This is a genomic window from Paenibacillus ihumii (assembly GCF_001403875.1).
Lineage (GTDB): Bacteria > Bacillota > Bacilli > Paenibacillales > Paenibacillaceae > Fontibacillus > Fontibacillus ihumii.
Genome location: NZ_LN884299.1, coordinates 1,798,935 through 1,823,071, shown reverse-complemented (window position 1 = coordinate 1,823,071; position 24,137 = coordinate 1,798,935). Strand labels below are relative to the sequence as shown.

General features: G+C 45.1%; 26 protein-coding genes. 3 read left to right on the top strand and 23 right to left on the bottom strand.

Features of this window, described 5'->3' with window-relative positions; genetic code table 11:
• Positions 1-88 precede the first annotated feature (88 nt).
• The 4 genes from BN2762_RS15710 to BN2762_RS15695 all read right to left on the bottom strand — a co-directional run bounded on the left by BN2762_RS15710 (position 89) and on the right by BN2762_RS15695 (position 4,626).
• Positions 89-913, bottom strand: coding sequence for a carbohydrate ABC transporter permease (locus BN2762_RS15710; protein ID WP_055107866.1), 825 nt, complete (start codon positions 911-913; stop codon positions 89-91).
• Between the two features lie 14 nt (positions 914-927).
• Positions 928-1,785, bottom strand: coding sequence for a carbohydrate ABC transporter permease (locus tag BN2762_RS15705; protein WP_055107865.1), 858 nt, complete (start codon positions 1,783-1,785; stop codon positions 928-930).
• 149 nt (positions 1,786-1,934) lie between these two features.
• On the bottom strand, positions 1,935-3,263 hold the full coding sequence (locus tag BN2762_RS15700) for an extracellular solute-binding protein (protein WP_055107864.1): 1,329 nt from the start codon (positions 3,261-3,263) through the stop codon (positions 1,935-1,937).
• A 349-nt stretch (positions 3,264-3,612) separates the two neighbouring features.
• Positions 3,613-4,626, bottom strand: coding sequence for a LacI family DNA-binding transcriptional regulator (locus tag BN2762_RS15695; protein WP_055107863.1), 1,014 nt, complete (start codon positions 4,624-4,626; stop codon positions 3,613-3,615).
• A 426-nt stretch (positions 4,627-5,052) separates the two neighbouring features.
• Between BN2762_RS15695 and BN2762_RS15690 the strand changes: the two genes are divergently transcribed.
• On the top strand, positions 5,053-5,916 hold the full coding sequence (locus BN2762_RS15690; protein ID WP_055107862.1) for a class I SAM-dependent methyltransferase: 864 nt from the start codon (positions 5,053-5,055) through the stop codon (positions 5,914-5,916).
• 3 nt (positions 5,917-5,919) lie between these two features.
• Positions 5,920-6,672 (top strand): RluA family pseudouridine synthase, encoded by a 753-nt coding sequence (locus BN2762_RS15685; protein WP_055107861.1) that lies wholly within the window; start codon positions 5,920-5,922, stop codon positions 6,670-6,672.
• 581 nt (positions 6,673-7,253) lie between these two features.
• On the opposite strand, the gene BN2762_RS15680 is transcribed toward BN2762_RS15685, so the two are convergent.
• The 18 genes from BN2762_RS15680 to BN2762_RS15605 all read right to left on the bottom strand — a co-directional run bounded on the left by BN2762_RS15680 (position 7,254) and on the right by BN2762_RS15605 (position 20,350).
• Positions 7,254-7,829: a hypothetical protein gene (locus BN2762_RS15680; RefSeq protein ID WP_055107860.1), complete on the bottom strand. Its 576-nt coding sequence runs from the start codon at positions 7,827-7,829 to the stop codon at positions 7,254-7,256.
• A 430-nt stretch (positions 7,830-8,259) separates the two neighbouring features.
• Complete coding sequence (locus BN2762_RS15675) at positions 8,260-8,454, bottom strand: hypothetical protein (protein ID WP_055107859.1); 195 nt, start codon at positions 8,452-8,454, stop codon at positions 8,260-8,262.
• A gap of 263 nt (positions 8,455-8,717) precedes the next feature.
• Complete coding sequence (locus BN2762_RS15670; protein ID WP_055107858.1) at positions 8,718-9,071, bottom strand: hypothetical protein; 354 nt, start codon at positions 9,069-9,071, stop codon at positions 8,718-8,720.
• Positions 9,072-9,080: 9 nt separating this feature from the next.
• Positions 9,081-9,323, bottom strand: a complete 243-nt coding sequence (locus BN2762_RS15665; RefSeq protein WP_055107857.1) for a hypothetical protein — start codon at positions 9,321-9,323, stop codon at positions 9,081-9,083.
• Positions 9,324-9,388: 65 nt separating this feature from the next.
• Complete coding sequence (locus BN2762_RS27790; RefSeq protein ID WP_222861086.1) at positions 9,389-9,661, bottom strand: hypothetical protein; 273 nt, start codon at positions 9,659-9,661, stop codon at positions 9,389-9,391.
• 133 nt (positions 9,662-9,794) lie between these two features.
• Positions 9,795-10,127 carry a hypothetical protein gene (locus tag BN2762_RS15660; RefSeq protein WP_055107856.1) on the bottom strand — a complete coding sequence of 111 codons (333 nt, stop codon included), beginning with the start codon at positions 10,125-10,127 and terminating at the stop codon, positions 9,795-9,797.
• Positions 10,128-10,139: 12 nt separating this feature from the next.
• Positions 10,140-10,487 (bottom strand): hypothetical protein, encoded by a 348-nt coding sequence (locus BN2762_RS15655; protein ID WP_055107855.1) that lies wholly within the window; start codon positions 10,485-10,487, stop codon positions 10,140-10,142.
• A gap of 8 nt (positions 10,488-10,495) precedes the next feature.
• Complete coding sequence (locus tag BN2762_RS15650; RefSeq protein WP_055107854.1) at positions 10,496-10,690, bottom strand: hypothetical protein; 195 nt, start codon at positions 10,688-10,690, stop codon at positions 10,496-10,498.
• Positions 10,691-10,701: 11 nt separating this feature from the next.
• Positions 10,702-13,095, bottom strand: a complete 2,394-nt coding sequence (locus tag BN2762_RS15645; RefSeq protein ID WP_055107853.1) for an RHS repeat-associated core domain-containing protein — start codon at positions 13,093-13,095, stop codon at positions 10,702-10,704.
• Positions 13,096-13,335: 240 nt separating this feature from the next.
• Positions 13,336-14,532, bottom strand: coding sequence for a hypothetical protein (locus BN2762_RS15640; RefSeq protein WP_148499948.1), 1,197 nt, complete (start codon positions 14,530-14,532; stop codon positions 13,336-13,338).
• A complete protein-coding gene (locus tag BN2762_RS15635; protein WP_222861085.1) occupies positions 14,484-15,095 on the bottom strand; it encodes a hypothetical protein in 612 nt (203 codons plus the stop codon). The genes BN2762_RS15640 and BN2762_RS15635 overlap by 49 nt, the downstream gene beginning before the upstream one ends.
• Positions 15,037-15,666: an RHS repeat domain-containing protein gene (locus tag BN2762_RS15630; RefSeq protein WP_055107850.1), complete on the bottom strand. Its 630-nt coding sequence runs from the start codon at positions 15,664-15,666 to the stop codon at positions 15,037-15,039. Before BN2762_RS15630 ends, BN2762_RS15635 begins: the two co-directional genes overlap by 59 nt.
• Before the next feature lie 700 nt (positions 15,667-16,366).
• The gene (locus BN2762_RS15625; RefSeq protein WP_055107849.1) at positions 16,367-16,777 is read right to left on the bottom strand and encodes a MarR family winged helix-turn-helix transcriptional regulator; all 411 of its coding nucleotides are present in this window, start codon (positions 16,775-16,777) and stop codon (positions 16,367-16,369) included.
• A 446-nt stretch (positions 16,778-17,223) separates the two neighbouring features.
• Positions 17,224-18,291, bottom strand: coding sequence for a branched-chain amino acid aminotransferase (locus BN2762_RS15620; RefSeq protein WP_055107848.1), 1,068 nt, complete (start codon positions 18,289-18,291; stop codon positions 17,224-17,226).
• Between the two features lie 524 nt (positions 18,292-18,815).
• Complete coding sequence (locus BN2762_RS15615) at positions 18,816-19,061, bottom strand: DUF3024 domain-containing protein (RefSeq protein ID WP_454188331.1); 246 nt, start codon at positions 19,059-19,061, stop codon at positions 18,816-18,818.
• Positions 18,979-19,155, bottom strand: a complete 177-nt coding sequence (locus BN2762_RS28405) for a DUF3024 domain-containing protein (RefSeq protein WP_454187948.1) — start codon at positions 19,153-19,155, stop codon at positions 18,979-18,981. Before BN2762_RS28405 ends, BN2762_RS15615 begins: the two co-directional genes overlap by 83 nt.
• Positions 19,156-19,201: 46 nt before the next feature.
• Complete coding sequence (locus BN2762_RS15610) at positions 19,202-19,864, bottom strand: HAD family hydrolase (protein WP_055107847.1); 663 nt, start codon at positions 19,862-19,864, stop codon at positions 19,202-19,204.
• 66 nt (positions 19,865-19,930) lie between these two features.
• A complete protein-coding gene (locus BN2762_RS15605; RefSeq protein WP_055107846.1) occupies positions 19,931-20,350 on the bottom strand; it encodes a GNAT family N-acetyltransferase in 420 nt (139 codons plus the stop codon).
• A gap of 300 nt (positions 20,351-20,650) precedes the next feature.
• Between BN2762_RS15605 and BN2762_RS15600 the strand changes: the two genes are divergently transcribed.
• Positions 20,651-21,529: a LysR family transcriptional regulator gene (locus BN2762_RS15600; protein ID WP_055107845.1), complete on the top strand. Its 879-nt coding sequence runs from the start codon at positions 20,651-20,653 to the stop codon at positions 21,527-21,529.
• A gap of 153 nt (positions 21,530-21,682) precedes the next feature.
• On the opposite strand, the gene gyrA is transcribed toward BN2762_RS15600, so the two are convergent.
• On the bottom strand, positions 21,683-24,136 hold the full coding sequence (gene gyrA / locus BN2762_RS15595) for a DNA gyrase subunit A (RefSeq protein ID WP_055107844.1): 2,454 nt from the start codon (positions 24,134-24,136) through the stop codon (positions 21,683-21,685).
• Position 24,137 lies beyond the last annotated feature (1 nt).

Sequence of the window (24,137 nt, the reverse complement as noted above, 5' to 3'; positions counted from 1 at the left end):
CTTGGCAGCTAATGACTTAGTCATGGCAATTCACGGATCCTTTTTTATCCCGCAGCCTGATTTTTGGTCAACTTAAGACTTAGTCAACTTAACCCTTGATCCCCGAGTTCGTGATCCCTTCGACAAAATAGCGCTGCAGCGACAAGAACACGATTACAGACGGGATGATGGCCATACAGGCAGCGGCCAGCGATGTGCCATACTGGAATTGCGCGGTGGAATTCGCTCCGCCCATAAACTGGGCGATCCCCACCGTCAATGGCTTCAAGGCATTCGCGCGAATCGCGATCATCGGCCACAGGAAATTGTTCCAGTTCGAGATGAACATCAGGATCGTTACTGTCGAGACGGCAGGCTTCGTTAAAGGCAGCATCACCTTCCAGAAGATCCCGAAATCCTTGCAGCCATCGATTCTCGCGGCTTCCTCCAGCTCATTCGGAATCCCCTTGAAGAAGCTGGTCAAAATGTACACACTGATGACATTAGCACCAGCTACCAGGATCAGCGCCGCAAAAGTATTCAGCAGCTTCAATTCGGAAACGAGCAGGAATAAAGGAACGATATACGCCTGAATCGGAATAAGCAGCATAGAGACGATCAGCGTAAAAATAACCTTCTTCCCCTTGAAGTTAAGCCGGCCGAAGGCATAAGCCGCCGGCGTAGTCAGCACCAGCACGAACAACGTGGATAATACAGTAATGATTAGACTGTTCATCATCCAGCCGGTGTACGGATACTGAGCGAGAACGGATTTATAATTGATGAGCGTAAAATCAGCGATCCATTTCGGCGGGTAATTCATTATCTCTGCTTCCGGCTTTAGCGAAGATACGATCGACCACAGCAAGGGAAACAGGAAAATGACACCGATGAACGCCATGACAATGTAGATCAATGTGTTTTTTAGCTTCATGCCGTGAGCCTCCCCTAATCATCCAGCTTCAGCAATCTGGATTGAATTTGCACAAATACGATCAGAATGACCAGCGTCGCTATACCGAGTACAGAGCCGTAACCGAGATTATAGTTCTGGAATGCGGTTCCGTATAAGTACTGCACCAATGTGAGCGTAGCCGTTCCAGGGCCGCCGTTCGTCATGACGAAGATTTGGTCGAAAATTTGGATCGTATTCACGAGGGTCAGCGTGATTACCATCGAGGTAATCGGCTTCAGCATAGGCAGGGTAATTCTCATGAATGCCTGAGCGCCTGTGGCTCCGTCAATTCTGGCCGCCTCGTATAAGTCCGCCGAAATATCCTGCAGACCGGCAAGATACAGAATCATGTTATAGCCGAGGTACGACCACACGGTGACCAGAGCGATCGAGAACAGCGCCCATTTTTCACTGGTCAGCCATTCAACCGGCCCGAGGCCAATCAGCTTCAGATAGTAATTGAGAATGCCGAAATTGTTGTCATATAGCCAGTTCCAGATAATACCGACGACCGCCGGGATCAATACGTAAGGAATAATGGAGATTGTTCTTACGGCGTTGCGGAAGCGCAGCTTCTGATTTAGAAGCACAGCCATCAAAAGGCTGAACACAATGAGCGGCGGCAATGTCAATAAGAGAAACAACAGCGTATTTTTCAGAGAGACCCAAAAGATCGGATCGTTGAATAGCTTCTTGAAGTTGGCGAGTCCTGCAAACTCGGCATCGCCGACGATATTCCATTTCATAAAGCCGATGAACAGCCCTGCTACACTCGGTCCAAAGCGAAAGACAAGGAATACGAGCAAATAAGGCAGCAAGAACAACGCCGCGACTTTTCCTTGTGATTTCATGAAGTCGTCAACCTTTCTACCACGATGGTGATATTACTTTCATGCAAGATGTGGTACATGGTCCCGACGCGGCAGGCGGAGCGCATTCCCTTGCCATGCCGCATCAGGTCTCTTCGTAATCATTCTGTAACGTGGCGCCGCTTGAGGTTCTATTCTTGCAGCAGACTGTCCATGTCCTTCTTCAATTGCTTGGCAATATCATGTGGATCTTTATTGTTCAGAATAGCGTCCTGAGCGGCCGTCAGAATCGGGCTTGGAGCCGTGCTGGAGAAAATTTGCGCCGCTTTTGGATGCGATGGAAGCAGAACGCTGCTGTCTAGGCTGTTGATGAACGCCGCTCTTCCTTCCATGCTCTGGGCCGTTTGCATTCCGATATTGCTTGAAGGAAGCTGACCGGATTTAGCCCATTCGCCGGAGTTTTGATCCAGCCATTTCACGAATTCGATCGCAGCTTTAGCTTTTTCAGGATCATTGTTTTTCTTGAGCGGGAAGGTCAGGATTTCAGCAGCTCCCCATGCGGCTGGCTTATCGAACACTTTAGGGTAAGGCGCGCTTGCCCACTGAATGTTGGATTCCTCGAGCTTCGGCATTTGCCATGGCCCGTCGACGAACATCGCTACTTTTCCGCCCATAAAATCATCAACTGGGGACTTCTCGCCTTTAGGCACGACTTTGTATTTGAATACCAGGTCTTGCAGGAAGGCAATCGCATTGGCCATTTTGTCCTCGTCCAATTCAACCGCTTCCATATCTTCCGTGAACGGATTATGATCCTGTTGGTTCAGCAGGGCATAGATTTGGTAGAACACGTGATGGTTCATGGAAAAGCCCAGCCCATACTGCACGATATTGTTCTCGTCGAAGCCTTCCTCGTCGGCGCGCTTGCCTTTGTTGTCGATCGTAAGCTTCTGGGCTGTCGCGATCAGCTCTTCTCCTGTCAAAGGAGGCTGGGATATCCCTGCTTCTTCGTAAAGCTCCTTATTGTAATACAATCCATGCATGTGAACGTCTAGCGGAACCGCATATTGTTCCCCTTTATAGAACGTCCCGCCCCAAGCGAAGGAGGAGTAATTTCCTGACTCCATACCGACATCGGCAATCGGCGCGCTGTCAAGAACGCCCATTTCCACGAACTGTCCCAGCTCAAATGGATGCATGACCAGCACATCCGGCGGGTTACCGCCCTTCATCTCTGTCAGAAATTTCGTGAACAGCGGAGTCCACTGCAGTGAAGTGAATTCAACATGAATGCCGCTTTGCTCCTGATTGAACTTATTAACTAGCCCTTCCATCGTGTTAAGGTCAGGACCTGTCCAGCCGCCCCAAAAATCGATGTTGACAACCTTGCCGCTGCCCCCGTTATTCGCGGATGACGGTGAATTGGCCCCTTGCGGTTTAGGATCGGCCGCGCAGCCTGCCAATGGTAAAGCTAACAGCATTACGGTAAGAAAACTTGCAAGCCATCTCTTTGTTCTCATGTACATCCCCCTCTAAGGATTCTCAAGATTTATCGAGCTTTGCTGTCAAACCATAAATGTAAGCGCTTTCTTATTGCGGTTCGGAATTTACGCTCACCCCCTTTCAGGTTGTGAATGAAGATGTATAGCTTGTATTTTAGACTAACCAGGGAGAAAACCATCGCCGCCTTCCCCCGGTTAGCTATGAAACGCTAGTATGAAACGCTAGCCATAAAACAAAGCTGTCAACTCAAACTGTAAATTCTGGGTATGAACCCCTTCTGTGATCCTTGCTGTAATCCGGGCTGGCAATCTAGGTTAGCAATCTAGGTTAGCAATCTAGCTGTAATCCGATTAGCCCCTGTCCGGCTTACTCCCCGCAGGATTTACGGGTTACAATGTGCGTCTCGAACATTTTATGAACCTTGACATTGGTCTTGTACAGCATCATATCCGTCAGCATTCTCAGGCTCTCCTTCGCCATCTCTTCTACGGGAAGATGAACCGTTGATAGTGTAGGTATAGTAAAATTGGTGACTTCGTCATTATCATAGCCAATAATCTCCATGTCTTCCGGTACTTTAACACCAATTTCATTCAACGCCTTCAGCGCGCCTACGGCCATCTGATCACTGATCGCGAATACGCCGGTAGGCAGCGGTACCGACTGCTCCTTCATTCGCATTACCGCCTCATATCCGCCCTGCTCCGAGAAGTCTTCATACACGAGATGCTCCTCTTCGATTTCCAGGCCAAGCTCAGCCGCTTTATCCTGGAATCCTTCCCTGCGCAGCATGATCGCCTTGGACGATACGTCCGGAACAATCAGCCCTGCTCTCTTATGGCCTCTCTTATGCAATCTCTCCGCCACCATCTCGCCGCTCTTCCGGCTATCGACGTTAACTGATGAATATTTGCTTGATTCGCGCTGGTGCAGGACGATCGGAACGTTTAAATCAGCCTGCTCGAGAAACTCGTCATCCTCCTCGGTAGAGTTCGCAATGATTGCCCCGTTGAAGCGCGTTCCCGTTACGAGGCTTCTCACCTCATGCAGCTTGGTGCCGACGTATGGCTGAATCAACAGCTCATACTCATCCTCCAGCTCGTTCAAGGCGTGCTGGAAGCCCTTCAGATAACGGCCGACGAGCGCAGTCCGTGTGTCAAGCGTCCAGAACAAAGCAATGATCGGCAGCACCGTTTCTCCCCCGCTCCGCAGCCTTCTGGCCGAAATATTCGGCTGATAGTTAAGCTGCCTGGCAGCTTCTAATATTTTCAACTGGGTCGCGGCGGATATCCGGTACTTATCGCCCTTGCCGTTCAACACCATGGAAGCCGTGCCTTGCGATACCTTCGCAAGTTGGGCTATTTCCTTAATGCTTGCCATGCTTTTAACACCTCATCACTTCCATCATAATGGCAAAATATCCTAATCCATTGTATATGCTTTGGCGAGATAAGATCAATTCAATAACACATAGCGACGAATGTCTTGATTCCGCCCGTATATCATAGTTACGGCCTAGCAAACTAAGCCATAGCTTGCTAATACGTTTTGCTAAATCGTTTTGCTAATACGTTTTTATTGTATTTTAAAAGCGCTTACACGTCAACAGGGAATTGCAAAATTTTTTAAAATTTATTTTTTTCGCTGCTTTAGACTCGCCAATTCCACAATTGGTAGCATGGAGGTGGAATAATGAGGTACAATAACTTTCGTAGGTTTGCAAGCGTAAATTACGCCATTTGAAGCGGCTTGCCGTTTTCATTTGATAGGTTACCTCTAGAGGATATCGGAAGGATGGATAGACTGATGCATGTAGCAGACAAATGGAAGGATTACGAAATTATCGACACTGGAGGCGGGGAGAAGCTTGAGCGCTGGGGAGACATCATTCTGCGCCGACCCGACCCGCAGATTATTTGGCCGATCCGCCATGAATCCCAGCAATGGAGGAATGTGCATGGCCACTACCACCGCAGCTCCTCAGGAGGCGGCCAGTGGGAGATGAAGAAGCAGATTCCGGAGCGCTGGACGGTCTCGTATGAGCATCTCAAATTTTATATTCGCCCGACGAGCTTCAAGCATACGGGCCTGTTCCCGGAGCAGGCGGCGAACTGGAGCTGGATGATGGACAAAATCTCCCGCGCAGACCGTAAGATCCAGGTGCTGAACCTGTTTGCCTATACGGGCGGGGCCACCGTAGCAGCCGCCTCGGCCGGGGCTTCCGTCGTGCACGTCGACGCGGCCAAAGGAATGGTGCAATGGGCTAAAGAGAACGCCGCTCTGTCCGGGCTTGCTGATCGGCCTATCCGTTACATTACAGATGATGTGTTCAAATTCGTACAGCGCGAGCAGCGGCGCGGCAACCGCTATGATGCCATCATCATGGACCCGCCATCCTACGGACGGGGGCCCGGCGGCGAGATGTGGAAGCTGGAGAGCAGCCTGTATCCCTTCGTGGAGTCGTGCTTGTCCATTTTGTCGGACAACCCTCTCTTCTTCCTGATCAATTCCTATACAACGGGCATCTCTCCTACCGTTCTGCACAATATTCTGTCGATGACGGTGCAGAAACGCTACGGGGGCAGCATTTCTGCCGGCGAGATCGGCCTGCCGATCACTCATTCCGGGCTCAACCTTCCTTGCGGGATACTCGGCCGCTGGGAGGATTAATCGATGACGACGAATAGCTTGAGCGAGGGCAGGACGCCAGCGGAATCCAGCTTCGAAATTTTGTACGAGGATAATCATCTGCTAGGAATCGTCAAGCCGGTCAACATTCCGACGCAAGGCGATGCAAGCGGCGATCCTGACCTGCTGTCCTTATTGAAGGAAGATATCAAGAAGCGGTACGAGAAGCCGGGCAATGTATATTTGGGGCTCGTTCACCGGCTGGATCGCCCCGTTGGCGGCGCGATGATTTTTGCCAAAACCTCGAAGGCCGCCTCCCGGCTGTCCGAGGCCGTGCGGAGCCGCAGCTTCGACAAGACGTATCTTGCTATTGTCCATGGCGTGCCTAGACAGCAGCAAGGCCGCCTGACGAATACGCTCCTGAAGAATGAGCGCACGAATACCGTATCGGTCGTCTCCAAAGGAACCCCTGGCGGCAAAGAAGCCATCCTCGACTATGAAGTCATCGGGACGGCTCAGGGCGACAGCCTTACGCTGGTCAAGGTCACGCTGCTGACCGGCCGCCCTCACCAAATCCGGGTGCAGCTCAGCCATATCGGCTGCCCGCTTTACGGCGATCAGAAATATGGACAGACCGTTAACAAGCCGGGTCAGCAAATCGCTTTATGGTCGCTATACGTCGGTTGCCCGCACCCGGTAACGAAGGAGCCGGTGCGGCTGGTCTCTCTCCCGCCGGAGGATGCGCCTTGGAGCCTGTGGAGCAGACAGATCTACCAGCAGCTGGCTCAGCAGCTTTAATTTCTATCAAAACCAGAGATGGGGCTCTCCCAGAAGTCATCATAGATGACTGAGGGGCGCCCCATTCTTTTCGAAAGCGTATTCCTTTCTGCAGAATTTGTTTCTATAGAATTGGTTTCTACGAAATCAATTTTGCCGGAATCAATTTCTCCCTTGCCTGCATCCCATTTTTTGGCTTATCTTATTTGACTGTTGGACATATGCTGTCGAACTCGAACATAAGCTATCCAACTCGAACACTAAATGGAATTCATGTATCTAATTATGCTCTAGACGAGTGATTCATTAGATTAGATGGATTTGATGCACCTAAAATCAAGAATCCGGCCTATAATGAACAGTTCCCTTTATCTAACAACATGAAATCCATTTAAATCTGCTTTCCTTGCTTTTCCGCAAAAACTAACTACTATAATTCCATTTAGAACGAGAAACCCGCGATCCATGCTCGGCGTAAAAGGGTGGTCGAGAGCGTGTTTGGTCACATCAAGGGCAACCGGTCATAAAGTTTACTTTTGGGACAGACTCATTGAAAGAAAACCACATGAAGTTACTACACTCGCATGTGGTGAAGAAACAAACTATTCAAGCCTGTTAACCAGTGATTGAAGATCAGTAACACCCTTTAAATCTACACCCCTTAAATAGTATGTTTGATTATCAAACATAAAGCGAAAGTGAATTGCCGATAATCTGTATTCCTTCTCCTTGAGAAACGAAACGACTTCAAACATTGTATTCATCGTTTGTTTTTGCTTGTGATCATTTACACTAAACCATAGTCTTAATACAGGCATATCTTTTTCCTTGATTTCTTTCTTTATTTCATGATAACTAGGGGGATATATTCCGTCGCCTTCAATTTGATCTTGTAACGGATTAGACCTTAATTGAAACGACACACTCGATATTTGGCGAAATTTTTGTTTAATCTCATTTTCAACTTCATATTTCCAATAGGAAATATTGTAGGTGTCCGCTAATTCTCCACTATACTTGTTTACTCGAAATTGAATTTGAGGGTTCTTCTTTAAGTGGGCTACTGCAAAGTACCTATACTTGAAAAATGATGAATTGTCGAAGTCATACTCTATTGACTCAATTGTCATTTCTTCACCGTATTTGTCTTGCAAGTATCTTGATGCTTCTTTCCTCATGGTTTCTTTTCCCCATGGTGTTCCATAAATATGCTATAAGTAAAGAATAGTATAATACAGACCACAAATCCTATGATCCAATATTTCACCAAATCACTCCTTAGTACATAATAGGTATTACTATCTATCCTGCTACACACTACTTATTAAATAGTTGCTTCCCTATTTTGATATTTTCCAAAAATGTATCTTATCCATACAATAAGTTGTACCAACCCGATCCGGATTTCCTTTCATTGTCTTGTATAAAACTTTGAACTTGTTGGCTGTAACTCTTGTAGGTATAGGCATTATTTTTAAACTCATTTTTTGCCCAAACAGCAAATTTATAGGGTATCAAATCATTCGGATATGACTGCACAAAATCACCTATTTTAGTGCCATCCGTTAAAAATCCTTTTGAAGGGAACGCCTTGAAACCTCCACACAGTTATTTATAAATTATAATCCTTTTTTTATCAGTTCCGTACTTCTCAGAATATCCTTGAGCAAGTCCTTCTAGGTAATCTAACGAGTCCGTAAAATCACCTTTGATATATGTGCTGCTTGTATATTTTTTATCATAATACTGAATTGACGATGTATCTTGTTGCAACCAGGCATTCTCAAATCTTGAATTGTTCATTGCATTTAAGCTTCCAGATATCTCTTCATACCAAAATTACGTAAAAAACCTAGCTATTTAGCCTTGTTAAGAACATTTTTTCATAACAATAAATTCTTAGATTAATTTCTTCTTTCTATACTACCTAATTTTAATATGTACCTTAAAATAATGCCTGCTTATTGTTTGTTTTCAACTTTAATCTTTATGTATAAGAACCACATTAGAGTTGTACACTCTTATGTGGTTCTTATGTTTAGCAAGATTTGATGATTTCTTATTTTTTATAAATTATTTAATTGTTTGATATACTGGTTAACTTTATCCATATTAATTACACTTTTATCGGTGCTAGCTACAAATAATAATTTCAACCAAAATGCATCTTCATCTACACATTCTTCTATCGCCCTTTTTATATTCTCATGAGTTAATGATTTGACTATAATCTCTGGTTGAGGGGCTGTTAAATAGTTCACATTTTCTTTATTCATCTGGCTTATTAGATTTTCTGGTGTACTTACTACTAGAGTTATCTTCGAGCCATCTTCTAGTTCAATAAACACATCGATATTATCATTATCCTTATTAAGGATTTCAGATAATGGAGTTGGGTAACTGATATTTAATACTCTCATATTAGCTCCTTATTTACCATAAATTTTATATAGAATATCTATAACTGCCTGCTCGTTAGCTTTATTTGCCTTTGCTAAAATTTGCATCTGATCGCTTCTGATTCTATAAAATACTCTTGCCCCCTCTTTTCCTCTCAAATAACTGATATCTCTCGTTAAATTTTTGGTTTCTATACCTGGATTAACATTTCCTTGTAAAAATTTTGCTACTAGTTCATCTGCTTCTTTTTGTATTTTGGGGTTTTTCCCCATTTGTTCCGCTGCTTTAATTAAACGCGCTTCTGATTTTATTAAGCTTTTTTCTTTTTTTATTTTATCTATAGGCCCGAAAAAACGCTTTCTGTTGCATCTTGTATAGCAGCACTTTGCTTAATAATTTTTCCTAATCTTTTTCTTGCCCAATCCCTTTGTCCAGTAGTGGTCTCTTCATAATGATGCCCCGTAGCCATATTGTATAGATATTTAAAATAATTATTATCTTTATCTAGAACGAATGACTCTGCTTTTTGATCTAAAATACTTCTAATTTTCCATGAAGCATCTAAAGAAAGATATATGAAATCTGAACTAGTAAAAAATAGCTTCGTCACTTAACATACGTGTATAAATTTAAGTAGCAATAATGTAAAAACTATGAAAAATAGGCTGCATAAATGCAGCCCAGTTCCACTAAAGTTATTCGGGAAACCCTATAAAACATTTAGACAATGATTAGAGGGAATGCTAGTCAATAATAAAATAATCATCTTCTACCTTACCATCAAAAGTAAATAGAATTTTATAAATACCCTTACTTTTCTCCTGATATCTTATAGGGATGGAAATTAAAACGTGATTGTAGTCTAAATCTGGATAATTTTCAAATACAATTGAAACCGTTTGAATGTTTACCTCTAAAAAAGAAGGGTTATACTCGGGAAAGTTCCTTTCAAATTCCTCAGGATCCTCCTTATTGTAGAGAAAGAGATTCTTCCAAAAACATTCAATTGCTCTCTTTTCAGCCTCAGTTTCATTCATCCAGTACTTAATAAAATTAATATCAAAGTGGTTATTCATATTTCCCCCATCCTATTTATGAATTTTTTCAAACACATCAAAAATATAATGCCCTGATGATTTATCGTAATTTCCTAAAGCTCGATATGCACCAAAATCCCCTTTTACCTTAACTTCATACTTGTAGTATGATTTCCCTACTTTGATTCCTTTTCCACTTAATATTTTTATACCATTCATTCCTTCTGCATCTACGATACCTTTTTTCATTGCATTAGAAAACTTTTGTTGTGCTCTTTTTCCAAGTAATTCACCAATCTCTTTATAAGTAGAACGTTTAATCCAACCCTTGGTTGTACTGCTAGTCGATTTACCACGTATTCCATTTTTAGATACTTTACTAGATCTTCCTCCTACCATCCCAATTACTAAGTTTTAACCGATTCCTCTATTTGTGCATTACGCTCAAATATCTCTAACAATTCTCCTTTTGCCCATGATGCATTTTCAGGTGTATTTTCACTTTCAATGTAATGGTTACCTGTTGCCATATTGAATAAATACTTAAATCTATTATTATCATCAACTAAGTTTCGTACATCATACTTTGCTTCGGTACCCAAATAACTCCTAATTACCCACCATACATCTGATTCCCCCCTTCCGCTCCAGCTATTGCAAGAAGTGTCTCCGCATCGTTTCTACTAATTGCATGCCCACTTGGATCCACATAAATCAATGGGTTATTATGCACATACGCATAAAGATTCAAACTCAGCGGATTCGTAAGCTCGCCCTCATACGTATCCTCCCCAATAAACCGCGCCGTCGCCGGATCATACCACCTCGCGCGGAGGTATTGTAGTTTTGTATCCGCATCCCAGTACTCCCCTGCATACCGCAGTGAGTTCGGTACAGTTTCCTGTACGGTTATCGGATTACCCCAGATGTCGTAACTGTAGCTGTTCAGTAAGTTCCCTGATGCGTCACGAAGCTCTGTAACATCCCCATGACCGTTGGTTACATAGTATTGTAGCTTTGATTCACCCGCCGCTTGGCGTCCTACCAGTTTTCTGGTCGAATCAAATACATAGCCGTAAGTAATGGTCACCGTTCCAGAACCTACCGTTCCTTCCGCAACAAGCAGGCCACGATCATCATAATAGTATCTTGTTGATTGATTTCCTTTTGTACGCCCGACCATCAGCCCGTCGCCATTATAGCTATAGGTAATACTCGTACCGTCTTCCGTCACGGCCTTTAACCGATTTCTAGTGTCGTACTGGTACGACGCAGTAGTTGGGATTTCCGGTACACGATTACTTGTCAGGCTTCTCCGGTTATCCCTCTGGTCATAGGTGTAGGTTTCATTAAATTGAGTTGAGGTCTTGATCCGATTGAGTGCATCGTACGTGTAGCCAAAGCTTGTACCACTATCATTTTGACTTGTAATGTTCCGATTATTGTCATAGCCGTAGGTATATTGCTTAAGCTTTGCCCCGTTATGAGTCGTTGTAAGTCCCGTTAAATTAAGCCCAGTGTAGGAGTAGGTTGCCGCTAGTCCCGTTCCGGTTGTCGTTTGAGCCAAGCTGTTGTTTTTCCGGTAGGAATAAGCTAAATTAGCAATTTCCGCTCCTCCACTACTTATCACCTGCAGCTTTTGTGGAAGCGCCCTTGCGCCTTGATAGGTGGTTTTTGATGTCAGAGTATAGCTGCCCAAGGTAAAGGTTTGGCTGGTTCGCAATCCCCGGCTGTCGTAATTCATCGTCAGTTTGGCCCCATCTGGATAGGTGAGGCTAATTAGCTCCCCGGTAGAGGCATAAGCATAGCTGGTTGTCCCCGTAGCGTCCTTCATCGTCAGACGATTTCCCATACTATCGTACGTATAGTTGATCGTTTCATCACTCGTCTGATCCCGAATCAGAAAATCACGATTATTGTATTGATATGAATGGATTTGACCCTTCCGATCAATGTACTTAACAACATTACTATTACGATCGTAAGTGTACGTCTCCGTCTGTCCCAGCGGATCGGTTTGTTTCAGCAGACGGCCAATTTCATCATAGCTCTTGAATAGCGATTTGCCATCACCATACGTTAACTTGATCATGTCCCCAGTCATGTTATAGCTATAACTGGTCGTCTTCCCTTCGGCATCTTTAACTACGATTAGCCGTGATATCGGATCGTACGTAAATGCTGTCACATTGCCGTTGGCATCCGTAGAACTCGTTACATTTCCCATATAATCATAGGTACGACTGACCAGGGGCACATTCCCCGTGGCTTTCAATTCCTCTTGACGAAGCAAACGTCCCATGACGTCGTAGGTTTCCCGAATCTGGTTGTTCTCCCCGTCCACAGTAGTCAATGTTCGGTTCCCGTCATTGTAAATATACTGAATTTGACTGGTACCGTCATTCTCCGTGAGCACCCGACTGTTGGCATCATATGAATAAAATGTTGTGTCCCCTGCTGGATCTCTTTTTGCCACTAGTCGACCGTATTCATCTAGCGTATAAGAGGTTACACCTCGGACATCGACTTCACGAACCAGCCTTCCCAGCGGATCGTACTCATACGTTCTCACATTACCGCGAGGATCCGTTACACTAACCTTGTTTAAAAGATCATCATATTTAATCGTAGTGACACTTCCGTCCGGATTCGTCTCCGTCGTAGGCCGTCCTATGGCATCATAGGTAGCTACTGTAGCATTTCCATTGCCATCGACATACCTTGTAATCTCTCCCCGCAGATTATATGCTGCTTGAACGGAAATGGTAGATATGGTACCATCTACTCCTGTTACATTGACATCTTGTCGGGTCGGGAGCATCGACCGGTAACCATATTGCATTTTTATTACTGTATCTACGGTATCTCCCTTTATACGAACGGTAGTCGGATTAGAGTAAGTATCGTACTCATAGTTCACCTTTGAAAATAATTTCCCCGTGTTATCCTCTACGGTGGCTTCAGTTAAAGTCGCCGTATTTTGGTTATAAGTATATTTTGTTATCAAACTGTTTGTAGTACTTACAGGGACAGTGACTCTTATCGGAAGCCACTGCATTACCATATGCGCGTTATAATAATTATATTGGAATCGCGTCGTTACCCCTTGAGGATCCGTCTGGGACATAATCAATCCGTAGTCATTATCATATTCAGTACTCGTTACTCTCGATGAACTGGAGGATCCCGAAGACTTCCTTTCTTCAATACGTATCGGTACAGCCGATCGTCTAGCTTCGTTATAGGTTTAGTAAGTAGTCTCCCGTAAGCTGCCGTTTAGAGAGATTCTATCGGCGCTCCTTTTGTAGAGAACTTCCGGTACCATGTTGCCGTAATGCGCTTTGGTATAGTTGAAAGTGGTATTTGCTAATCCATCATTTACAATAACCGAGTAATTACGGGTCGTTCCGTAGCTTTCTCCAATATCCCCGTTATAGGATAGCTTTAATTCCGTGCCAACCGTTTGGCTTTCTGTGCTGTAAAACACTTTCCGGCTATTGTACCTTGGTTCTTGCTGTGCGGCGTATTCCCCCAGCTTCCGCATAACTAAGCCGTCAAAGCCATACTGAGTAATTGCTTTCGTCGGATGCTCAATGGAGGTGAGCTGCACCCAGTCATTCCATCCCCAGTAGATCATTCGATCGGTGCCGGTCAAATTTTCATAACCTCGAACCATATTAAACAAAGTACTGTTCCAAATACCATAATCAAATTTGGTTGACCGACCTTGAGCATCGATGACTTCTGTCAACACTTCTTGAGTCCGGTTATATGATGTTACAGATCTTTTTTTGTAGGTAACCGACTCCTCGCTTCCCGCCTCTCCATAAGCCGTCACTTTCACCTGCTGGTTATCATATTTAAAAATCAAATAATGTCCGAGTTCCCCATTTCCGGCGGAGACAAACACAAAGTCTAGTGTTTTCCCTAGGCTCCCGCTACTCCCCCAGGAAAAACTGATGTAATTGCCAAATCGGTTAGTAATCAGCAATGGTTCACCATGATAAGAGAAAAACGTTGTGGTGCCTCCCGTATAATCCCTGAGTTCGTACTCGGCTTGCGATATCCCAAATTCGTTCCTCAGTTGCTCCAATCTACTCTCCCGAACCGGACCGAAATCGTAATTATTCCATGGATAACCTTGCAGTTTATTGTTTTCAAGCGCATAGGTTCCTACATCTGGAATGGTTAAATAATCAACCCCGGCTTCGGTTTTCAGATAAGGGAGATCCCATCTCCAACCTTTTCCTAAGTGAAAGCGTTCCTCTTCCTTCGTGATTTCGGTTCTATTTTTATACCCCGATGCCACATACGTCCGATCCTTGCCCATCGTACTGTCATAGACACGGGTCAGCGCAAAATCCATCCCGTTTGCACCTTTAACAAATAAGTCGGTTACCTTGATTTGTAATGATCCGTCAACGGTGGAAATTTGATCTTGCACTGAACCGACACATACGGTGCTTGATCAAAACGAAGCGGCTGACGCTTTAGAGCCACATCATCGTATCCCGTCCCTGATGCCGCGGCCTGCATCAAACGGCTATAAACATTTTCCGTAACAGAAATCGGGTATACCTCTTGGACTTCGATGTCTGGAGCCAAATCATCATAAACTGCACTTGTCACTGCCAGGGACTGCTTGTTAAAGGCTGTGAGAGGATCCAGTGGGAGATCGGGATACAGCCGATCCATATAGATTTGGTATTCCCCGCCTTTTTCTTGAAACAGAAGGCCTTGATAAATATCACTGAGCTTGTATCCTTTCACTAATTCTGCTGTGACCCAAGAGCGATCAACTAAGAAGCGTTCTACAACAGAGGATATGGTGATTATCTCTTCCGGATCTAGAGAAGCAGACAAATTAGTGAATAACTCATCATAGACACTTGAGGTAACCGATGGGACTGTGGAGGTTGGCGAACCAATTTCAGAGGCCGCGTGCTCTTCAGCTAACACATAGCCGCCGCTTGGAACAAGAAATTCTAAAAGGAACAAATTTTGCATTTATATAATAGGGTACTATTCCATTTTCTAGTGGATAGTTAATCTCTCCTCTGGGTTGCAAAACAATCTGAGCAAAAGATTTAGTAAAAACTGTTTCTTCCCCTTTATTATTTCTAATTATAACTTTTAAGGTGTAATTTTTATTTTCTTTTGGCAGCTCTAAATTGTAATAGAATCCAGCATTATGATTATTGAAGTTAGGATACGCGGCATATACATCTTCTCTGTTTTCACCATAGATTGCCGTACCTATTAATACATTGTTTACATGCACTTTAATACTCTCTACTCCAGCTTTATCTAAATACCATCCTCTTACAGTAACTGTATTAGTATAAATTTTGTCAGTTGCCGGGGAATCTAGCACTCCAAAGCCTAAAGGATCTTTTACTTCCTTTTTTATCAAATTACCATTGGGATCGTACTCATAATAGTAACGGCCAGTCGTTGATTCTATTTGGGTTAATCTACCATTTGGATCATAATGATAGTTATATGTAGCACCATATACTTGTGAAGTAATTACTGTTAACAAAGTAAAAGTTACAATAAATGACAATATTTTTTTCATTTTTTCCTCGACTCCTTAAATTCTTTAGAGTATTAGTCAATCATACAGAATGCTTTTGTTTGGAGCCAACTATCCCCTTACTTTCTGCACATCGTTTGGCCCAACTTTTAGCAAACTAGTAAGGACTAACTGCATTCATCTCCTACAACCTATTACTATGTTTGATAAAACAAATTTCGAAATCTAAAATACGCTTATAGTGTAAATGTTTGCGATAAAAGCAAGAAAGAGAAAGAAGTTGTTGATACGTGGAGGAGCTATGGAGAAAGAGAGATATCTAGATCAATTATAGTGAATGACTTATTTTTCCTCAATAGTAGTAAATTGTTTGTTATTAGCACATTACGTCGAATTTTTTAACACTTTCGCAAAACTGGGACTCAAGTTAGAGTAGGTCACTAATCATCGTCCTAAAGCACCTCGAATTCGGATGTCAACTCGTATATATTTCTTTTCGTCTTCCTTCAGATTACCATCACGTGATCATCTACCTCGCACTAGGCTAACAGCAGCTATTCGCCGGTCCCGGTCCCCTTTAAATATCGTCTAGGTTTGCTCGTACCAAATAATCTCCAATTGACCCAGTCATGATGCCCCTACCTTCCCCTATTAGATAAACTGATTCATAACTCTGCCCAATATAAACAACGAAGACGCATGACCCTCACGTATAAGGATCACACGTCTCTTATTGGAAATACTATTTCGTCCCTGAAATTTTGCCCAGCAAATAGACGAGCAGCTGCTGATTATGCGTGGAAATGCGGCTGAGCACGGTATCCAAATACTCGTGGCGAATCGAAATCCCCCGGTCAGCCTCCGCCTTCCCCTTCTCCGTAATAGAGACCCAGACGATCCGCCGGTCTTCCTCGTCCCGGTCCCGGCGTATAAGCTCGGCCTTTTCCATCCGGTCCAGAAGCATCGTTACCGCCGCCGGGGTCGTTGCTAGAAACGGGATCAGATCGGACGGCTTTAGCTGGCCATTCTGCTCCAACACTTCTAGCACCGATAACTGCGACGTTGTCAATGTAGGCGCAAGCTCCTCTTCCAGGTGGCTCTGATAGTCCTTCACAATTTTGTTAAGTAACTTACCGAATTCCTCCGTGTGCATAATATCCCCCTATCCGCCTGACTGCATGGCTTACACTGGTCCCTGCCCATGCTTGCAGCTTAATTTACAGATACATCTCTAGCCAGGCTGCAATTGCCTGTATTTATGTGAGCTTAATATTTCGTTCCTATGTAAGTTAAAAAATTATAATCGCAAGAAAAGCTTCCCCTTAATGCGGTCTGTCTGCTGAGAATGTGCTTCGATGAACGCTTTTCTTAATGTCTTTAATTAAATTCGCCATGTCTTGCTGAAAATCCTCCCGCATTCCAGTAAAATCCATTAATTGTTCGCTTTGGTTGCTTCCGTACGGTTTTTCCATTGATCTCAAGCCTCTCTCACAGCTTCCTCCCCCTTATCTTCCCATGCTCCAACGATAAAAACAAAAAACCAGCCGATTGCTCAGCTGGCCTACATGATCATTGCTATTATAAAAAATCTGTATTTGATTATTTAATCGGATATCTCCATCCTAACGGATCGTCCAGCTCTCCACGCTGAATCCCGGTAATTGTATCATACAGCTTCTTCGACAATTCTCCGGTTTTGCCGCCAGCAATGGTCAGCTCCAGCTCTCCCCACTTCATGCTGCCAATTGGCGAGATGACAGCAGCCGTGCCCGTTCCGAAAGCTTCCTCGAGAAGTCCCTGCTTATGCGCTTCGACCAATTCCTCGATCGATACCTTGCGCTCATTAACAGGCACGCCCCAGGCTTTCAGCAGAGCGATGACGGAATCGCGGGTTACCCCAGCCAGAATGCTTCCCGACAGCGCTGGCGTAACAACCTCTCCACCAACCTTGAAAAAGACGTTCATGCTTCCAACTTCCTCGACATACCTGCTCTCCACTCCATCGAGCCAAAGCACCTGTGAATATCCCGCAATCTTCGCGTCCTCCTGGGCCTTGATGCTGGCTGCATAATTGCTTGCCGTCTTAGCTGCCCCGGTACCGCCGCGGAATGCCCGGACGTAGCGCTGCTCGACATAAATGCTCACCGGGTGAATGCCCTCCGGATAATAGGAGCCAACTGGCGAAAGAATGACGATCAGCTTATACATATGGGAAGCTCGTACGCCAAGGCATGGCTCAGTGGCGATAATAAACGGACGAATGTATAATGCATTTTCTTCTCCCGATGGAATCCACGAAGCATCGATTTTGACAAGCTCCGTGATCGCTTGCAGCAAAGTGGAAGCCTCCACCGGCGGAATGCTAAGCCGCTTGCAAGACTCATTGAGCCGCTTCAGGTTCATATCCGGACGGAACAGCACCAGTTCCCCTGCGGCTGTGCGATAAGCTTTCATCCCTTCGAACACTTCTTGCCCGTAATGGAATACCATCGCCGAAGGATCAAGGGCAATTGGACCGTATGGGACGATTTTAAGATCATGCCACCCGGCTTCAAGGGAATATTCCATGGTCAGCATATGATCGCTAAAATATTGCCCAAAGCCTAAGGCATCCTGATCCGGCTTCTGCTTCAAATTTTGACTAATTTCAATGTGCAAGCTCTCCATACTACACGTCCTCTCGATTAATAACTCTATCCTTACTATAACGTTCATCCGATCATTGATCAATAATATGATATCAATCATGATCATAGTCATCATCTATAATAATAAACTAGGGATATTAGAATCCCTGCTGAATAGCTTGCTTTTTTGTTCTAGAGAGAATTCGATACTTTATGGCAAGTCGCGAGGACCCCTTTTCAAGGAACCTAACCACCTTTCAAATATAAAAAAATCAAATATTACTTTTTAATTTCGGCTTCAGAAGAACAGAAAACTCTGTGGCTCAGAGAGAAAAAGCATCCTATGCGGATGCTTCAATGCTTCTTTAAATTCTTATATGCAAAATCATAATAAGTGAAGTGCAATATAATATTGTTCGACAGCCTCAAAGAAAGCGATAATGCGGATCAGATGCGCGAAAAAAACAATTAACCCTCTTCTTCCATGATGATGCATCGGACAAACAAAGGGCGATAGCCCTGCAGCTTTGAATACAGTATTGACTGATACATTGCCTTCCTAAACTACATCCAAAAATAACTAAACTCTTCCCTTTCAAGCATCATTAATTGTTGTTCAAAATCATCATTTGGCTTTATATCTTCAACGAAATGCCATCGATCTTTACTGTCTTTCCAATAGACCTTCCACTTATTTTCTTCCAAACGGAACTGGGCTATTGGCAATTCAACGCGTTGCCCGGGCATAAATGATGGACGATCTTGTAGGAGAGTAACTGTGTTTCCCCCTGAACTTATAAATAATTTTATACTCATCCTTAAGATGCTCAGGGATTTTTGCGTCAATATAATTCTTTAATATCTTTTCCATCCTTTTCTTTGTAAAAGCATCAAATGCAGCCATCTTAATCCTCCAAACGTACCAGAATGTTATCCAAATCTGCCTCTTCCTAGAGTATCCCCACTAACTCTCTTAGATGTTTAATTGTATGTTTAGGACTGATCTTCACTTCTTCTCTCCAAGGCTGATTAACCTCAAACCAGATCGTCTCCATTCCTGCCCTGCCGGCCCCCTCAATATCGTTTATTGGATGGTCACCAATATATAAGCATTGCTCCGGTCTCAAATCAAATTTCTCGATGGCCATTTCAAATATTTTGACATTCGGTTTCTTTATTCCTGCCTCCTCAGACACAATGATCAGATCAAAATCATGCCTGATTCCTAGTTGATCTATTTTCCCATATTGAATTGCGTTTCTGCCATTTGTTATTAATCCAAGCTTGTACTTTTGGCGAGCATATGTAATGGTTTCGTAGGCATATTCCATAAGTGATGCATTTGCCACATAATTGACCCTATAATAGTCCAACAATTCCGTTATCCCAGGCTTCATAGCCCACGGAAGCTCTTCCAATAGCTCAGAAAACAATTCATCCTTATCTTTATAGCCATCTTGATCTAAATATATGATCCTATTCATGATATGCTCAGTATCTTCCAGATGCTGAAAATATCTCCGCACAAAAGAAATAACAAATCTATTAAATGTGCTTTTTCTATCTAAGATCGTATTATCCAGATCAAAAATAACAGCCTGTATGTTATTCATAGTTCCCCCCCTTTCTGCTTCATGAAAGTTAAACGAGGTGAATGCCATCCTCAAAGTACTTACTTATTATTTCAAATCCTTTTTGAAGTAATAATGATTGCTTCCAAGTGGAGCGTTCTCAATCACTGCCATTTCCTGATAACCATATTTTTTATAAAATTCAGGAGCTTGAAAGCTAAATGTATTCAATTTAATAAATGCACACTCTTTTAATTTCGCTATTTTTTCAGCTTCATGTAAAAGTCTTTTACCAAGCCCTAGTTTACGATGCTTCTCTTCAACCCACAGAATATCAATCTCCATCCAATTCCAACATATCGCGCCGACAAGACCTGCAATAATGTCTCCGTTATCATTCTTCAGACACAGATTGACTTCTTCATAGATCCCATTTGGCACATGCATTGCGTTATATTCAATAAGTTTATTTCTCACATAACTCGCTTCTTCGCTAGTCCCTTTAAACATTTGAGGATTATTGGGCATACTGGCTGTCCTCCCGCTATAATTATTGATTTCTCATGTGTTCTCACTCATTCTTAGATTTTCAACCAGCTACCACTCAGAGAAAATCGGAAACATTTCAATAATTATACATCAACTAAGGGATAAAAGCTCCGTAGTATTATTACAATGTTATCGGATGTCGCCAAAAAACGGCTAATTTCTCTATCCCAGTCCTCCAACTTGCAAAATAAACACTAACAAACCCTTGATTTATATAAATTTTCTGAATAATATAATCTACTATAATCATAGATCATATCTATGATAGGAGGGGAAACTATGGAGCATCGTCTGCTGGAATATTTCATTGCCGTAAGCGAGGAGCTGCATTTTACAAAAGCCGCAGAGAATTTGGGGATCTCCCAGCCGACGCTAAGTCACCAAATCCGCTTGCTGGAAGATCAGCTGGGTACGCCGCTGTTCCATCGTTCAGGGAAGAAAATTCATCTAACGCAGGCCGGCAGCGTCCTGCTGGAGCATGCCCGCCGGATATTCCGTGAATTGGATCAAGCCAAGCTGGTCATCGGGGAACTCGCTGGCCTAAGGCGGGGGAGATTGAGAATCGGATGCTCGGGCAATCATTTGCTCATTCAGTCCATCATATCCTTTCACCGCCAATTCCCCGGAATTGAACTGTCCGTCGTTGAACTGGCAACCGAAGAGACGAGGGACCGGCTGCTTAGCGGACAACTGGATCTCGGGGTCGTATTCCTGCCGCTGAAGGACGAGCAGCTTGTCAGTCTTCCGCTGTATAAAGAAGAGCTGGTCGTGATCGTCCCCATCGACCATCCGTTGGCGGAATCGAGCAGCATTAAGCTGCATGAGCTGGCCCTATCGCCTCTCGTCTTATTTCCTCCAAAGTTTCTGGCCCGCCAAATGCTGGATTCAGCCTGTGCTGAAATCGGCATACAGCTTAGTCCTGTCATCGAATTGTCCACGATGGAATCCCAGTGCCAGATGGTAGCCCATCATGTAGGCTTATCGGTCGTTCCCAAATCCTACACGGCCACACTTCGGGATTCACGACTGATCAGCATTCCCATTGCCGAACCCTCTCCCCATCGGAGCGTCGGCATCGTATACCGCAAAGATACATACATGGATACGGCAATTCAAGCCTTTGTACAGCACTTATCTTCCAATTTGCACGCCACATGAAAATGGTCCACTCAAGTAAAATGAATAAACAGACTTGAACAATAACCCCAGCTTTAGCTGCCTTCCTCCTATCCTCTCATCAAAAAAAAACCTCCCCCATGAATCCTTCATGGAGGAGGGCCTGCTTCAGCTTAACTGTGTGGGAATCGCTTGCTAAGCCTCTTCATTACGCTGAGGTATGATCAATAGATCAGTGATTTCATCCCCTTTGCCAACGGGGGCTAATCCCTTACCGATCGACTTGCGGTCGTCCAGCGGGGCCGCTTCCGAATTAAACGCATAAGACTCGCCCTGCTTCGTCATGGCCACGATATTCAGCGCTTCCTTGCAATGGAAGCCGCCCACGATCCGGCTGCCGTTCGGCTTCACGCGTTTGCCTTCCTTGAACTCGAACGTCTGCACACCGCGTCCGCCGCGGCTCTGCAGCGGATAATCCAGCAGCAGGCTTCGCTTAGCGTATCCCAGGTCGGAGACGACCAGAATTTCGCCTTCCTCGCCTTCCACCCAAAGCGCCCCGACTACCTCGTCGCCCTCCTTAAGACCGATGCCTTTGACACCGGAAGCCACGCGTCCCATCGGATTAACTTCATTCTCGGCAAAGCGGATCGCCATGCCATCCTTCGTGAGCAGCAGGATTTCTCCATGATTCCGACTCAGCTGCACCTGAATGATTTCATCCCCATCCGCAACCTTCGCAGCTGCGACCGCTCCAGAGCGCTTCGTCTCGTAATCCTTCAGCATCGTCCGCTTCACCTGTCCGCGCTTCGTAACAAATACGAGGCTCGTATCCGGTTCCTCAAAGCTTTTGGTCGGAATCACACCGACGATGCGATCCTCCTTGGACAGAGCAATGACGTTAACGATCGCCGTCCCGTTATCCTTCCACTTGAATTCGGGAATTTGGTGTACGGGCAAGACGAAATATTGCCCTCGCTGTGTAAAGATCAGCACATTTTGCAGCGTATCCACCTCAAGGATATGCTTCATGTAGTCGCCTTCCTTCACGCCGGAGCCATCCAGCTCTCCGCCGGAGCGGGTAAAGGACAGCATGCTCGTACGTTTGATGTAGCCCTCATGGGACAGCGTTACGAGCACATCCTCCTGTGCGACCATCACCTCAAGGTTAACCTTGATTTCCTCGACCTCGCCCTGAATCTCCGAACGGCGGTCGATGCCGTATTTATCCCGGATTTCAAGCAGTTCCTTCTTGATTACAGCAACCAGCTTCTTGTCGCTCTCTAGAATTCCCCGCAATGTGGCGATTTTCTTGTTCAGATCGTTCAATTCCTTCTCCAGGGACGTAATTTCCAAGTTCGTCAGCCGGTACAATTGCAAAGTAAGAATCGAATCGGCCTGCCGCTCCGTAAATCCGAACATCCACTGCAGGTTGTTCTGGGCATCCTGCCGGTTCTTGGAGGCCTTGATCGCGGCAATCACCTCATCCAGAATGTTCAGTGCCTTAACGAGGCCTTCGAGAACATGGGCCCGATCCTCCGCTTTTTCCAGCTCATATTGCGTCCGGTAAGTCACGACCTCGCGCTGATGCGCGATATAAGCTTCAAGAATCGCCTTCAAGCCCAACTGGCGAGGCGCCTTATTGACGATCGCTACCATATTGAAATTATACGTTACCTGCAGATCGGTTTTCTTCAGCAAATAAGCCAAAATCCCCTGGGCATCCGCATCCTTCCGCAGCTCCACAACGATCCGCAGCCCTTCGCGGCCGCTCTCGTCACGCACCTCGGCAATGCCATCCACCTTCTTTTCCAGGCGAATGTTCTCCATAGCGGTAACCAGCCGGGATTTAACGACCTGGTATGGAATTTCCGTAATCACGATCTGCTGCTTCCCGCCCCGCAGTGACTCGATTTCTGTCTTCGCGCGGATATATATGCGGCCCCGGCCGGTCTCGTAGGCATCTTTGATCCCTTCTTCGCCCATGATGATGCCGCTGGTTGGAAAGTCCGGCCCCTTCACATAGGCGCGGATCTCCTCCAGGCTCATGCCCGGCTTCTCCATAACCGCAATGCAAGCATCGATGACCTCGCGCAAATTATGAGGCGGGATTTCGGTGGCAAAGCCGGCCGAGATCCCGCTTACCCCGTTGACAAGCAGATTCGGATACCGCGAAGGGAGCACGACAGGCTCCATCGCCGTATTGTCGAAATTATCCTTGAACGGAACGGTCCGCTTGTCGATGTCGCGGAGGAGTTCCATGGCGATCGGCGATAATCTGGCCTCGGTATAACGCATCGCCGCCGCCGGGTCATCATCCTGGGAGCCCCAGTTCCCATGGCCGTCGATAAGCACATGCCCCATCTTCCAGGGCTGGGCCATCCGCACCATCCCTTCATAAATCGAAGAGTCGCCATGCGGATGATAATTCCCCATTACGTCTCCCACCGTTTTCGCGGATTTGCGATACGGCTTGTCCGGGGTGTTCCCCGAATCGTACATCGCGTACAGGATCCGTCTCTGAACGGGCTTCAGGCCGTCGCGCACATCGGGAATGGCGCGATCCTGAATGATATATTTGGAATACCGGCCAAACCGGTCACCAACGACTTCCTCCAGATAGGCCGGCAAAAAGTTCTCCAATAAGCTCAAA